The organism is Peribacillus sp. FSL K6-1552, from assembly GCF_038005205.1.
In the GTDB taxonomy this organism is placed as follows: domain Bacteria; phylum Bacillota; class Bacilli; order Bacillales; family DSM-1321; genus Peribacillus; species Peribacillus butanolivorans.
In genome coordinates, this window is sequence record NZ_JBBOST010000001.1 from 394,975 (window position 1) to 410,459 (window position 15,485).

General features: G+C 46.8%; 3 protein-coding genes, 5 rRNA genes and 1 riboswitch. All 8 genes read left to right on the forward strand.

All coding sequences use genetic code 11. From position 1 onward, the window contains the following. The first annotated feature begins 32 nt into the window (after positions 1-32). Positions 33-134, forward strand: a riboswitch (purine riboswitch). A 106-nt stretch (positions 135-240) separates the two neighbouring features. The 8 genes from NST21_RS01910 (at position 241) to NST21_RS01945 (ending at position 15,445) form a co-directional block, all read left to right on the forward strand. Further along, positions 241-1,572 (forward strand): NCS2 family permease, encoded by a 1,332-nt coding sequence (locus NST21_RS01910; protein ID WP_053348900.1) that lies wholly within the window; start codon positions 241-243, stop codon positions 1,570-1,572. A 147-nt stretch (positions 1,573-1,719) separates the two neighbouring features. After that, complete coding sequence (gene glcT, locus NST21_RS01915) at positions 1,720-2,562, forward strand: glucose PTS transporter transcription antiterminator GlcT (protein ID WP_053348899.1); 843 nt, start codon at positions 1,720-1,722, stop codon at positions 2,560-2,562. A gap of 215 nt (positions 2,563-2,777) precedes the next feature. Continuing rightward, the gene (ptsG, locus tag NST21_RS01920) at positions 2,778-4,847 is read left to right on the forward strand and encodes a glucose-specific PTS transporter subunit IIBC (protein WP_340887442.1); all 2,070 of its coding nucleotides are present in this window, start codon (positions 2,778-2,780) and stop codon (positions 4,845-4,847) included. Between the two features lie 445 nt (positions 4,848-5,292). After that, positions 5,293-6,843, forward strand: a 16S ribosomal RNA gene (locus NST21_RS01925). A gap of 175 nt (positions 6,844-7,018) precedes the next feature. Further along, a 23S ribosomal RNA gene (locus tag NST21_RS01930) occupies positions 7,019-9,951 on the forward strand. Between the two features lie 62 nt (positions 9,952-10,013). Continuing rightward, positions 10,014-10,129, forward strand: a 5S ribosomal RNA gene (gene rrf / locus NST21_RS01935). A gap of 656 nt (positions 10,130-10,785) precedes the next feature. Further along, a 16S ribosomal RNA gene (locus tag NST21_RS01940) occupies positions 10,786-12,337 on the forward strand. 175 nt (positions 12,338-12,512) lie between these two features. Then, positions 12,513-15,445: ribosomal RNA gene (locus NST21_RS01945) — 23S ribosomal RNA — on the forward strand. Together the 16S, 23S and 5S rRNA genes form the textbook arrangement of a ribosomal RNA operon. The last annotated feature ends 40 nt before the right edge of the window (positions 15,446-15,485 follow it).

The following is a 15,485-nucleotide window of genomic DNA, read 5'->3' on the forward strand; positions in this document are numbered from 1 at the left end:
ATTATTTTTGTGACTGGTACACTATACCTATAATAATAAAAAAACATAATTGTCGTATAATATTGGGGATATGGCCCGAAAGTTTCTACCAAGCTGCCGTTAACAGCTTGACTACGATGTGAATGAATTGGTGAGTTAGGATAACTGCCACTTCTTTACATATGAGTAGTCAAGCCCGGTTCGGAAGCGAATGGGGCATTTTCCTTTTGGCTTACGATTCTATGATAGGGGAGACTCATAATGAAGAATTACTTTCGGTTTAATGAACTGGGAACTAATTATCGTCGGGAAATACTGGGTGGTCTAACAACGTTCCTTTCTATGGCGTATATCCTGGTTGTAAACCCTGTGATGTTAACTTTACAAAGCATCGAGGACTACCCAGATGAATTAAGAATGGATTACGGAGCAGTTTTTGCCGCGACTGCCTTAGCCGCTGCGATAGGTTCAATACTGATGGGGCTCATAGCCAGGTATCCAATATCTCTTGCTCCAGGTATGGGCTTGAATGCATTCTTTGCTTTTACCGTTGTACTTGGTTTTGGAATACCATGGCAGACAGCTCTAACAGGAGTTTTGATCTCAGGGATAATCTTCGTTCTACTGTCTCTATCAGGAATACGAGAGAAAATTATTAATGCAATTCCAGTTGAATTGAAATATGCGGTTGGAGCGGGTATTGGTTTGTTCATTACCTTTGTAGGGTTCCAAAATGCAGGAATTATTACCAATGATGATAGCGTGCTTGTCGGTCTAGGTGACCTAACATCAGGAAATACTTTATTGGCTGTGTTCGGGATTGTCGTAACTGTTATATTAATGACAAAAGGCGTAAAAAGCGGCGTGTTCATAGGGATGGTCATTACGGCTATCGCAGGAATGATATTTGGACAAGTGCCGGTTCCAGATAAAATAATCGGGGCAGTTCCAAGCATTGCACCAACATTTGGAGTTGCATTTGATGCATTCGGAAATCCAGGTGAGCTATTCACTGGTCAAATGTTAATCGTTATTTTAACCTTCTTATTTGTAGCGTTCTTTGATACAGCTGGTACGTTAGTGGCTGTTGCTCAGCAAGCAGGTTTGATGAAGGATAATATTCTTCCGAGAGTAGGTAAAGGGTTGCTTGCTGATTCTCTATCCATCGTTTCAGGTGCAATTCTAGGAACATCAACTACAACATCTTATGTAGAGTCAACATCGGGTGTCGCTGCTGGTGCCCGAAGCGGTTTTGCAGCTGTGGTTACAGGTTTGCTATTTGTCCTATCCCTTTTCTTCTTCCCGCTTCTTTCCGTTGTGACATCAGCGGTAACTGCACCAGCGTTGGTTATAGTGGGAGTATTAATGGCATCCTCACTTAAAAACATTGACTGGCATAAGTTTGAAGTGGCAGTACCAGCCTTCTTCACAGTTATCATGATGCCGATGACATATTCGATTGCAACAGGGATTGCTTGTGGTTTTATCTTTTATCCCATCACGATGTCAATGAAAGGGAGAGCGAAAGAAGTTCATCCAATTATGTGGGGTCTTGGAGTCGTCTTCCTTCTATACTTTATTTTCTTGAAGTAATAATAAGAGCAAGTGAGGAGGGGTCCCGTTTATGGGGCCCTTCTTTCATGTTGTAAGGGAAAGGTCAATTCGTGTATAGTAAAAGTACCAAGTATTTTATCCGGTATAGGACATATGGATGATTTTTCGAAAAAATGAGGGAGAATAATGAATGGTTTTATCGTTGAAAAGGTTTTGAACAATAACGTGGTGATTGCCACTCATTCGTCGTATGGTGAAGTCGTTTCAATTGGAAAGGGCTTAGGATTCAACCGAAAGAAAGGCGAAGAATTAAGTCCAGATCTTGCAGAGAAAACGTTTGTTTTAAAAAATGTGAAAGAACAGGAAAGCTACAAAAAGCTTTTGCCAAAGATTGATCAAAATCTGCAAGCAGCAATAATAGAATCCATTCATCTTATTAACAATCGAGTGTCAGGGAAACTTAATGAACATATACATGTCGGATTAACCGATCATTTACTGTTCGCCCTTCAGCGTGTTTCACAAGGAATGACTATTAAAAACCCATTCTTAAAAGAAACGATAACCCTCTATCCTTTTGAACATGATATTGCAGTTGATGTCATTGACCTAATCGAAGATAAGACAGGTATAGGACTGCCACAAGGTGAAATTGGTTTTATTACGCTTCATATTCATAGTGCAATAGCGAATAAAGACCTCTCGGAAGTCAATCAGCACTCGCAACTAATTTATCACCTTATCCAAGTCGTTGAAGAACAGTTGGAAGTACAAATTAATAAGGATAGCGTTGATTATACGCGTCTGGTTCGCCATTTAAGATTCATGATAGACCGTGTAATGGCAGGGGAAGAGGTAGACGAACCTGAAAAAATCGCATTGCTATTGAAAGAAGAATATCCATTGTGTTACAATATTTCATGGAAGCTAATAAAAATTATGCAACAGAAATTAGGCAAACCGGTTTTTGATGCGGAAGCTGTCTATCTAACGATGCATATTCAACGATTGCAAAAGAAAATTAAATAAAAATACATTAACTTACGTGTTACTGATTCGATCAGGCATAAGTGAGGAGAATGATTGTTCTGAAAGAGGGTATTATATACCTGAATTTTCATTTCAATCCTATCTTTGCTTATGCCTTTTTTGTATTCCAAAATCAGACACATAAGAGGATGAATTCAGTCATTATAATGTAAACGTTTTTATTAGCCTAAAAACAGTATAGAGGAGGAAAACCTATGTTTAAGAAGTTGTTTGGTGTTTTGCAAAAAATCGGAAAAGCTTTGATGCTTCCTGTGGCAATTTTACCAGCGGCCGGAATTTTGCTCGCGTTTGGTAATGCATTGCAAAACGAAACTTTGTTGGATATCGCTCCGTTTCTTGCAAGTGGTGGAGTAGAAATGGTCGCATCGGTCATGGAGAATGCCGGAAATATTATTTTTGGGAATCTTCCGCTATTGTTTGCTGTGGGGGTCGCAATTGGGTTAGCTGGTGGAGATGGTGTTGCCGGGCTGGCAGCGATCATCGGGTTCTTGATTATGAATGTAACAATGGGAACGGTACTTGGAATTGATGCTGCTGACATTGAGAACAATGGTGCTGTGTATAGCAATGTTCTTGGAATTCCAACTTTGGGAACGGGTGTCTTCGGCGGTATTATTGTCGGTGTCATGGCTGCTATAATGTATAATAAATTTTATGAAATTGAACTTCCTTCTTATTTAGGATTCTTTGCCGGTAAACGTTTTGTACCCATTGTAACAGCTGCAAGCGCAGTTGTACTTGGGTTGTTGATGATTTTGGTTTGGCCGACGATACAATCAGGGTTAAATGCATTTTCGGAAAATATGTTGGGTGCTAACCTAACTCTTGGAGCATTCGTGTTCGGAGTGGTAGAACGGGCGTTAATTCCATTTGGATTGCATCATATTTTCTATTCCCCATTCTGGTTTGAATTTGGCAGCTATATCCCTCAAGCTGGTGGGAATCCAGTCAGAGGGGACCAAGCCATCTTCATGGCTCAAATTAAAGATGGAGTACAGAATTTAACAGCTGGTACCTTCATGACTGGTAAGTATCCATTTATGATGTTCGGGTTGCCAGCAGCTGCTTTAGCTATTTATCATGAAGCTCGACCAGAACGAAAGAAAATAGTCGGTGGCTTGATGGCTTCGGCTGCACTTACATCGTTCTTGACTGGGATTACAGAACCACTTGAATTTGCATTCTTATTTGTAGCACCGGTACTTTTCGGTATTCATTGTTTGTTTGCTGGTCTTTCTTTCATGACTATGCATTTACTAGATGTGAAAATCGGGATGACGTTCTCAGGTGGTTTAATAGACTACGTACTGTTCGGTTTGATTAATCCTCAAACGAATGCTTGGATTGTTATTCCGGTTGGATTAGTCTTTGCGCTTATCTATTACTTTGGATTCCGATTTGCGATTCGGAAGTTTAATCTTAAAACTCCTGGTCGTGAAGTGGAAGAAGAGGATGAAGAAGAAGGATCTACAAGTACAGCTGGAAGTCTTCCTGGAGATATCTTGGATGCAATGGGCGGAAAAGAAAACATCTCTCACTTAGATGCTTGTATCACCCGTCTACGTGTGTCAGTAAATAACATTGATAACGTTGATAAAAATAGATTGAAGAAACTTGGTGCGGCAGGGGTACTAGAAGTAGGGAATAACATCCAGGCCATCTTCGGTCCTCGTTCTGAAACAATTAAAGGACAAATGAAAGATATAATTGATGGAAAAAGACCTCGTAAAGTTGAAGTGTCTCCTGAAAAGGGTGTAGAGGATCAAATTGAGGACATTGTTCCAAAACCATTACGGACAGATACTGGTTCTGAGGGTTTTATTTCACCTATTAAAGGAGAAATCAAGCCGATTACTGAAGTACCTGACGCGGTTTTTGCTGAAAAAATGATGGGTGACGGGTTTGCAATCGTACCTGAGGATGGGTTAGTTGTTTCACCTGTAGATGGAACGATTGTTAATCTGTTCCCGACTAAACATGCAATAGGCATTGTTTCTGATGCGGGACGTGAAATCTTAATACATGTGGGAATAGATACAGTTAAATTAGAAGGTAAAGGCTTCGAAGCACTTGTCGCTCAAGGAGATAAGGTGACAAGCGGACAGCCATTACTTAAAGTGGATATTGAGTATGTCAAAAATAATGCCACATCTATAATCACGCCAATCGTCTTTACCAACCTTTCTGAAGGAGAAAGCGTGAAGATTGAAAAGAGCGGAAAAGTAGATAAAGAAGAAGCTAACATTATTTCTTTCGATAAATAAGGGTTATGAAACAGGGGGCAAAAGTAATAAGTTGCCCCCTGTTTCAATTTATCCAGATTAACAGGATAAGTCTTTAAGGTTAAGATGAATGATAGGTGATAAAAACCCGATAGTTTAACCTATTTACCTATAAAGAATGATAGGATTTTCATTATATATAGAAGAAGATGAGAGTCAATGAAATAAAACGAAGAAATATCCAAAATTAAATTGACTTGTTTGTATGCAGGTGCTATTATATTAAATACACCGCTTGAGACAACGACGACAAGAAAGAAAAAATGAAACTTGTTGTTGACATGTTGTTTGAAAGGTGTTATGATAATAAAGTCGCTAACAGAGCGGCGATAAATTGCTCTTTGAAAACTGAACAAAACAAAGCGCCAACGTTAATTTTTTAAGTGAGCACACACTATCAAAAAGCAAAATGAGCAAGTCAAACATTTCTTCGGAGAGTTTGATCCTGGCTCAGGACGAACGCTGGCGGCGTGCCTAATACATGCAAGTCGAGCGAATCGATGGGAGCTTGCTCCCTGAGATTAGCGGCGGACGGGTGAGTAACACGTGGGCAACCTGCCTATAAGACTGGGATAACTTCGGGAAACCGGAGCTAATACCGGATACGTTCTTTTCTCGCATGAGAGAAGATGGAAAGACGGTTTCGGCTGTCACTTATAGATGGGCCCGCGGCGCATTAGCTAGTTGGTGAGGTAATGGCTCACCAAGGCGACGATGCGTAGCCGACCTGAGAGGGTGATCGGCCACACTGGGACTGAGACACGGCCCAGACTCCTACGGGAGGCAGCAGTAGGGAATCTTCCGCAATGGACGAAAGTCTGACGGAGCAACGCCGCGTGAACGAAGAAGGCCTTCGGGTCGTAAAGTTCTGTTGTTAGGGAAGAACAAGTACCAGAGTAACTGCTGGTACCTTGACGGTACCTAACCAGAAAGCCACGGCTAACTACGTGCCAGCAGCCGCGGTAATACGTAGGTGGCAAGCGTTGTCCGGAATTATTGGGCGTAAAGCGCGCGCAGGTGGTTCCTTAAGTCTGATGTGAAAGCCCACGGCTCAACCGTGGAGGGTCATTGGAAACTGGGGAACTTGAGTGCAGAAGAGGAAAGTGGAATTCCAAGTGTAGCGGTGAAATGCGTAGAGATTTGGAGGAACACCAGTGGCGAAGGCGACTTTCTGGTCTGTAACTGACACTGAGGCGCGAAAGCGTGGGGAGCAAACAGGATTAGATACCCTGGTAGTCCACGCCGTAAACGATGAGTGCTAAGTGTTAGAGGGTTTCCGCCCTTTAGTGCTGCAGCTAACGCATTAAGCACTCCGCCTGGGGAGTACGGCCGCAAGGCTGAAACTCAAAGGAATTGACGGGGGCCCGCACAAGCGGTGGAGCATGTGGTTTAATTCGAAGCAACGCGAAGAACCTTACCAGGTCTTGACATCCTCTGACAACCCTAGAGATAGGGCGTTCCCCTTCGGGGGACAGAGTGACAGGTGGTGCATGGTTGTCGTCAGCTCGTGTCGTGAGATGTTGGGTTAAGTCCCGCAACGAGCGCAACCCTTGATCTTAGTTGCCAGCATTCAGTTGGGCACTCTAAGGTGACTGCCGGTGACAAACCGGAGGAAGGTGGGGATGACGTCAAATCATCATGCCCCTTATGACCTGGGCTACACACGTGCTACAATGGATGGTACAAAGGGCTGCAAACCTGCGAAGGTAAGCGAATCCCATAAAGCCATTCTCAGTTCGGATTGTAGGCTGCAACTCGCCTACATGAAGCCGGAATCGCTAGTAATCGCGGATCAGCATGCCGCGGTGAATACGTTCCCGGGCCTTGTACACACCGCCCGTCACACCACGAGAGTTTGTAACACCCGAAGTCGGTGAGGTAACCTTTATGGAGCCAGCCGCCTAAGGTGGGACAGATGATTGGGGTGAAGTCGTAACAAGGTAGCCGTATCGGAAGGTGCGGCTGGATCACCTCCTTTCTAAGGATAAATACGAGAGCGCTTTTGTTTTGTTCAGTTTTGAATGAGTAATTCATTCAGATTCGAAAGATCTCATCACGTAGTGATGGAATTCTTTCTTCTTTGTTCCTTGAAAACTAGATAATAGATAGAAGGCAATTAATTTTTTCAAAGCATCAGTAAGATCTTTTTTAACGGTTAAGTTAGAAAGGGCGCACGGTGGATGCCTTGGCACTAGGAGCCGATGAAGGACGGGACTAACACCGATATGCTTCGGGGAGCTGTAAGTAAGCTTTGATCCGGAGATTTCCGAATGGGGAAACCCACTGTTCGTAATGGAACAGTATCTTTACCTGAATACATAGGGTACTGAAGGCAGACCCGGGGAACTGAAACATCTAAGTACCCGGAGGAAGAGAAAGCAAATGCGATTTCCTGAGTAGCGGCGAGCGAAACGGAATTAGCCCAAACCAAGAGGCTTGCCTCTTGGGGTTGTAGGACACTCAACATGGAGTTACAAAGGAACGGGGTAAATGAAGTGATCTGGAAAGGTCCGTCAAAGAAGGTAAAAACCCTGTAGTTGAAACTTCGTTCCCTCCTGAGTGGATCCTGAGTACGGCGGGACACGAGAAATCCCGTCGGAAGCAGGGAGGACCATCTCCCAAGGCTAAATACTACCTAGTGACCGATAGTGAACCAGTACCGTGAGGGAAAGGTGAAAAGCACCCCGGAAGGGGAGTGAAATAGATCCTGAAACCGTGTGCCTACAAGTAGTCAAAGCCCGTTAATGGGTAATGGCGTGCCTTTTGTAGAATGAACCGGCGAGTTACGATTTCATGCGAGGTTAAGTTGATAAGACGGAGCCGCAGCGAAAGCGAGTCTGAATAGGGCGAATGAGTATGAGGTCGTAGACCCGAAACCAGGTGATCTACCCATGTCCAGGGTGAAGTTCAGGTAACACTGAATGGAGGCCCGAACCCACGCACGTTGAAAAGTGCGGGGATGAGGTGTGGGTAGCGGAGAAATTCCAATCGAACCTGGAGATAGCTGGTTCTCTCCGAAATAGCTTTAGGGCTAGCCTCAAGATGAGAGTATTGGAGGTAGAGCACTGATTGGACTAGGGGCCCCCAACGGGTTACCGAATTCAGTCAAACTCCGAATGCCAAATACTTATTCTTGGGAGTCAGACTGCGAGTGATAAGATCCGTAGTCGAAAGGGAAACAGCCCAGACCACCAGCTAAGGTCCCAAAGTATACGTTAAGTGGAAAAGGATGTGGAGTTGCTTAGACAACCAGGATGTTGGCTCAGAAGCAGCCATCATTTAAAGAGTGCGTAATAGCTCACTGGTCGAGTGACTCCGCGCCGAAAATGTACCGGGGCTAAACGTATCACCGAAGCTGTGGATTGACACCGTATGGTGTCGATGGTAGGAGAGCGTTCTAAGGGCGTTGAAGTCAGACCGGAAGGACTGGTGGAGCGCTTAGAAGTGAGAATGCCGGTATGAGTAGCGAAAGAAGGGTGAGAATCCCTTCCACCGAATGCCTAAGGTTTCCTGAGGAAGGCTCGTCCGCTCAGGGTTAGTCGGGACCTAAGCCGAGGCCGAAAGGCGTAGGCGATGGACAACAGGTTGATATTCCTGTACCACCTATACATCGTTTGAACGATGGGGGGACGCAGAAGGATAGGGTAAGCGCGCTGTTGGATATGCGCGTCCAAGCAGTTAGGCCGGAAACGAGGCAAATCCCGTTTCCATTAAGGCGGAGCTGTGATGGCGAGGGAAATATAGTACCGAAGTTCCTGATTCCACGCTGCCAAGAAAAGCCTCTAGTGAGATGTAAGGTGCCCGTACCGCAAACCGACACAGGTAGGCGAGGAGAGAATCCTAAGGTGTGCGAGAGAACTCTCGTTAAGGAACTCGGCAAAATGACCCCGTAACTTCGGGAGAAGGGGTGCTTTTTAGGGTGAATAGCCCAGAAAAGCCGCAGTGAATAGGCCCAGGCGACTGTTTAGCAAAAACACAGGTCTCTGCGAAGCCGCAAGGCGAAGTATAGGGGCTGACACCTGCCCGGTGCTGGAAGGTTAAGGGGAGAGGTTAGCGCAAGCGAAGCTTTGAACCGAAGCCCCAGTAAACGGCGGCCGTAACTATAACGGTCCTAAGGTAGCGAAATTCCTTGTCGGGTAAGTTCCGACCCGCACGAAAGGTGTAACGATCTGGGCACTGTCTCAACGAGAGACTCGGTGAAATTATAGTACCTGTGAAGATGCAGGTTACCCGCGACAGGACGGAAAGACCCCGTGGAGCTTTACTGCAGCCTGATATTGAATTTTGGTACAGCTTGTACAGGATAGGTAGGAGCCTGAGAAGCCGGAGCGCTAGCTTCGGTGGAGGCGTTGGTGGGATACTACCCTGGCTGTATTGAAATTCTAACCCGCGCCCCTTATCGGGGTGGGAGACAGTGTCAGGTGGGCAGTTTGACTGGGGCGGTCGCCTCCTAAAGAGTAACGGAGGCGCCCAAAGGTTCCCTCAGAATGGTTGGAAATCATTCGTAGAGTGTAAAGGCACAAGGGAGCTTGACTGCGAGACCTACAAGTCGAGCAGGGACGAAAGTCGGGCTTAGTGATCCGGTGGTTCCGCATGGAAGGGCCATCGCTCAACGGATAAAAGCTACCCCGGGGATAACAGGCTTATCTCCCCCAAGAGTCCACATCGACGGGGAGGTTTGGCACCTCGATGTCGGCTCATCGCATCCTGGGGCTGTAGTCGGTCCCAAGGGTTGGGCTGTTCGCCCATTAAAGCGGTACGCGAGCTGGGTTCAGAACGTCGTGAGACAGTTCGGTCCCTATCCGTCGCGGGCGCAGGAAATTTGAGAGGAGCTGTCCTTAGTACGAGAGGACCGGGATGGACGCACCGCTGGTGTACCAGTTGTCTTGCCAAAGGCATAGCTGGGTAGCTACGTGCGGACGGGATAAGTGCTGAAAGCATCTAAGCATGAAGCCCCCCTCGAGATGAGATTTCCCATAGCGCAAGCTAGTAAGATCCCTGAAAGATGATCAGGTTGATAGGTCAGAGGTGGAAGCGTGGCGACATGTGGAGCTGACTGATACTAATAGATCGAGGACTTAACCACGCTTTTAAAAAATGAAATACCTTCTTATTATCTAGTTTTGAAGGAACAACGTTCCTTTATTGTTTGGTGACGATAGCGAAGAGGTCACACCCGTTCCCATTCCGAACACGGCAGTTAAGCTCTTCAGCGCCGATGGTAGTTGGGGGTTTCCCCCTGTGAGAGTAGGACGCCGCCAAGCCATTTTAAAAAGATCAGCCATTCTGGCTGGTCTTTTTTGTGTTTATATAATTTGAAAAGAGTATCTAGCAAAAAAATAAAGACTTTTATAAGGTCAGAATACAAGTGGGAATCATAAGGTCACGACTAGCTTACCTCAGTAGCTGTTAAATGAAACTTAATAAGAAGACTTTTTATTGATCTTGTTTCTGAAAAGTTTAACTTAACACGATAGATAAACACTTTTACGAACCTAATATAGGTATTGTTTCTTCTTAATAAAGGGCATTCTTAATGGAGCTTAAAATAAAAATGAATTTTTTTATATATAATGTGTTGACTTTAAGGTAGGAAAGGATTAATATAAATAAGCACCAAGTACGACAAACAAAAAACTTCATCCACTTTTGGTAGATTACTAAAAGAAATAATAACTATTGACTTCTTATTATGAAAGTGTTAAGATGAAATGGTCGCTGAAAAACACAGCGATTTAAAATAAGTTAAAAACTTCGCAGAAGTTGACAACTAATCAATAGCGTGTTATGATGAATAAACAAGTTGTTCGAAAGAACAACGATGAAATTGCTCTTTGAAAACTGAACAAAACAAAGCGCCAACGTTAATTTTTTAAGTGAGCACACACTATCAAAAAGCAAAATGAGCAAGTCAAACATTTCTTCGGAGAGTTTGATCCTGGCTCAGGACGAACGCTGGCGGCGTGCCTAATACATGCAAGTCGAGCGAATCGATGGGAGCTTGCTCCCTGAGATTAGCGGCGGACGGGTGAGTAACACGTGGGCAACCTGCCTATAAGACTGGGATAACTTCGGGAAACCGGAGCTAATACCGGATACGTTCTTTTCTCGCATGAGAGAAGATGGAAAGACGGCCTCTAGCTGTCACTTATAGATGGGCCCGCGGCGCATTAGCTAGTTGGTGAGGTAATGGCTCACCAAGGCGACGATGCGTAGCCGACCTGAGAGGGTGATCGGCCACACTGGGACTGAGACACGGCCCAGACTCCTACGGGAGGCAGCAGTAGGGAATCTTCCGCAATGGACGAAAGTCTGACGGAGCAACGCCGCGTGAACGAAGAAGGCCTTCGGGTCGTAAAGTTCTGTTGTTAGGGAAGAACAAGTACCAGAGTAACTGCTGGTACCTTGACGGTACCTAACCAGAAAGCCACGGCTAACTACGTGCCAGCAGCCGCGGTAATACGTAGGTGGCAAGCGTTGTCCGGAATTATTGGGCGTAAAGCGCGCGCAGGTGGTTCCTTAAGTCTGATGTGAAAGCCCACGGCTCAACCGTGGAGGGTCATTGGAAACTGGGGAACTTGAGTGCAGAAGAGGAAAGTGGAATTCCAAGTGTAGCGGTGAAATGCGTAGAGATTTGGAGGAACACCAGTGGCGAAGGCGACTTTCTGGTCTGTAACTGACACTGAGGCGCGAAAGCGTGGGGAGCAAACAGGATTAGATACCCTGGTAGTCCACGCCGTAAACGATGAGTGCTAAGTGTTAGAGGGTTTCCGCCCTTTAGTGCTGCAGCTAACGCATTAAGCACTCCGCCTGGGGAGTACGGCCGCAAGGCTGAAACTCAAAGGAATTGACGGGGGCCCGCACAAGCGGTGGAGCATGTGGTTTAATTCGAAGCAACGCGAAGAACCTTACCAGGTCTTGACATCCTCTGACAACCCTAGAGATAGGGCGTTCCCCTTCGGGGGACAGAGTGACAGGTGGTGCATGGTTGTCGTCAGCTCGTGTCGTGAGATGTTGGGTTAAGTCCCGCAACGAGCGCAACCCTTGATCTTAGTTGCCAGCATTCAGTTGGGCACTCTAAGGTGACTGCCGGTGACAAACCGGAGGAAGGTGGGGATGACGTCAAATCATCATGCCCCTTATGACCTGGGCTACACACGTGCTACAATGGATGGTACAAAGGGCTGCAAACCTGCGAAGGTAAGCGAATCCCATAAAGCCATTCTCAGTTCGGATTGTAGGCTGCAACTCGCCTACATGAAGCCGGAATCGCTAGTAATCGCGGATCAGCATGCCGCGGTGAATACGTTCCCGGGCCTTGTACACACCGCCCGTCACACCACGAGAGTTTGTAACACCCGAAGTCGGTGAGGTAACCTTTATGGAGCCAGCCGCCTAAGGTGGGACAGATGATTGGGGTGAAGTCGTAACAAGGTAGCCGTATCGGAAGGTGCGGCTGGATCACCTCCTTTCTAAGGATAAATACGAGAGCGCTTTTGTTTTGTTCAGTTTTGAATGAGTAATTCATTCAGATTCGAAAGATCTCATCACGTAGTGATGGAATTCTTTCTTCTTTGTTCCTTGAAAACTAGATAATAGATAGAAGGCAATTAATTTTTTCAAAGCATCAGTAAGATCTTTTTTAACGGTTAAGTTAGAAAGGGCGCACGGTGGATGCCTTGGCACTAGGAGCCGATGAAGGACGGGACTAACACCGATATGCTTCGGGGAGCTGTAAGTAAGCTTTGATCCGGAGATTTCCGAATGGGGAAACCCACTGTTCGTAATGGAACAGTATCTTTACCTGAATACATAGGGTACTGAAGGCAGACCCGGGGAACTGAAACATCTAAGTACCCGGAGGAAGAGAAAGCAAATGCGATTTCCTGAGTAGCGGCGAGCGAAACGGAATTAGCCCAAACCAAGAGGCTTGCCTCTTGGGGTTGTAGGACACTCAACATGGAGTTACAAAGGAACGGGGTAAATGAAGTGATCTGGAAAGGTCCGTCAAAGAAGGTAAAAACCCTGTAGTTGAAACTTCGTTCCCTCCTGAGTGGATCCTGAGTACGGCGGGACACGAGAAATCCCGTCGGAAGCAGGGAGGACCATCTCCCAAGGCTAAATACTACCTAGTGACCGATAGTGAACCAGTACCGTGAGGGAAAGGTGAAAAGCACCCCGGAAGGGGAGTGAAATAGATCCTGAAACCGTGTGCCTACAAGTAGTCAAAGCCCGTTAATGGGTAATGGCGTGCCTTTTGTAGAATGAACCGGCGAGTTACGATTTCATGCGAGGTTAAGTTGATAAGACGGAGCCGCAGCGAAAGCGAGTCTGAATAGGGCGAATGAGTATGAGGTCGTAGACCCGAAACCAGGTGATCTACCCATGTCCAGGGTGAAGTTCAGGTAACACTGAATGGAGGCCCGAACCCACGCACGTTGAAAAGTGCGGGGATGAGGTGTGGGTAGCGGAGAAATTCCAATCGAACCTGGAGATAGCTGGTTCTCTCCGAAATAGCTTTAGGGCTAGCCTCAAGATGAGAGTATTGGAGGTAGAGCACTGATTGGACTAGGGGCCCCCAACGGGTTACCGAATTCAGTCAAACTCCGAATGCCAAATACTTATTCTTGGGAGTCAGACTGCGAGTGATAAGATCCGTAGTCGAAAGGGAAACAGCCCAGACCACCAGCTAAGGTCCCAAAGTATACGTTAAGTGGAAAAGGATGTGGAGTTGCTTAGACAACCAGGATGTTGGCTCAGAAGCAGCCATCATTTAAAGAGTGCGTAATAGCTCACTGGTCGAGTGACTCCGCGCCGAAAATGTACCGGGGCTAAACGTATCACCGAAGCTGTGGATTGACACCGTATGGTGTCGATGGTAGGAGAGCGTTCTAAGGGCGTTGAAGTCAGACCGGAAGGACTGGTGGAGCGCTTAGAAGTGAGAATGCCGGTATGAGTAGCGAAAGAAGGGTGAGAATCCCTTCCACCGAATGCCTAAGGTTTCCTGAGGAAGGCTCGTCCGCTCAGGGTTAGTCGGGACCTAAGCCGAGGCCGAAAGGCGTAGGCGATGGACAACAGGTTGATATTCCTGTACCACCTATACATCGTTTGAACGATGGGGGGACGCAGAAGGATAGGGTAAGCGCGCTGTTGGATATGCGCGTCCAAGCAGTTAGGCCGGAAACGAGGCAAATCCCGTTTCCATTAAGGCGGAGCTGTGATGGCGAGGGAAATATAGTACCGAAGTTCCTGATTCCACGCTGCCAAGAAAAGCCTCTAGTGAGATGTAAGGTGCCCGTACCGCAAACCGACACAGGTAGGCGAGGAGAGAATCCTAAGGTGTGCGAGAGAACTCTCGTTAAGGAACTCGGCAAAATGACCCCGTAACTTCGGGAGAAGGGGTGCTTTTTAGGGTGAATAGCCCAGAAAAGCCGCAGTGAATAGGCCCAGGCGACTGTTTAGCAAAAACACAGGTCTCTGCGAAGCCGCAAGGCGAAGTATAGGGGCTGACACCTGCCCGGTGCTGGAAGGTTAAGGGGAGAGGTTAGCGCAAGCGAAGCTTTGAACCGAAGCCCCAGTAAACGGCGGCCGTAACTATAACGGTCCTAAGGTAGCGAAATTCCTTGTCGGGTAAGTTCCGACCCGCACGAAAGGTGTAACGATCTGGGCACTGTCTCAACGAGAGACTCGGTGAAATTATAGTACCTGTGAAGATGCAGGTTACCCGCGACAGGACGGAAAGACCCCGTGGAGCTTTACTGCAGCCTGATATTGAATTTTGGTACAGCTTGTACAGGATAGGTAGGAGCCTGAGAAGCCGGAGCGCTAGCTTCGGTGGAGGCGTTGGTGGGATACTACCCTGGCTGTATTGAAATTCTAACCCGCGCCCCTTATCGGGGTGGGAGACAGTGTCAGGTGGGCAGTTTGACTGGGGCGGTCGCCTCCTAAAGAGTAACGGAGGCGCCCAAAGGTTCCCTCAGAATGGTTGGAAATCATTCGTAGAGTGTAAAGGCACAAGGGAGCTTGACTGCGAGACCTACAAGTCGAGCAGGGACGAAAGTCGGGCTTAGTGATCCGGTGGTTCCGCATGGAAGGGCCATCGCTCAACGGATAAAAGCTACCCCGGGGATAACAGGCTTATCTCCCCCAAGAGTCCACATCGACGGGGAGGTTTGGCACCTCGATGTCGGCTCATCGCATCCTGGGGCTGTAGTCGGTCCCAAGGGTTGGGCTGTTCGCCCATTAAAGCGGTACGCGAGCTGGGTTCAGAACGTCGTGAGACAGTTCGGTCCCTATCCGTCGCGGGCGCAGGAAATTTGAGAGGAGCTGTCCTTAGTACGAGAGGACCGGGATGGACGCACCGCTGGTGTACCAGTTGTCTTGCCAAAGGCATAGCTGGGTAGCTACGTGCGGACGGGATAAGTGCTGAAAGCATCTAAGCATGAAGCCCCCCTCGAGATGAGATTTCCCATAGCGCAAGCTAGTAAGATCCCTGAAAGATGATCAGGTTGATAGGTCAGAGGTGGAAGCGTGGCGACATGTGGAGCTGACTGATACTAATAGATCGAGGACTTAACCACGCTTTAAAAAATGAAATACCTTCTTATTATCTAGTTTTGA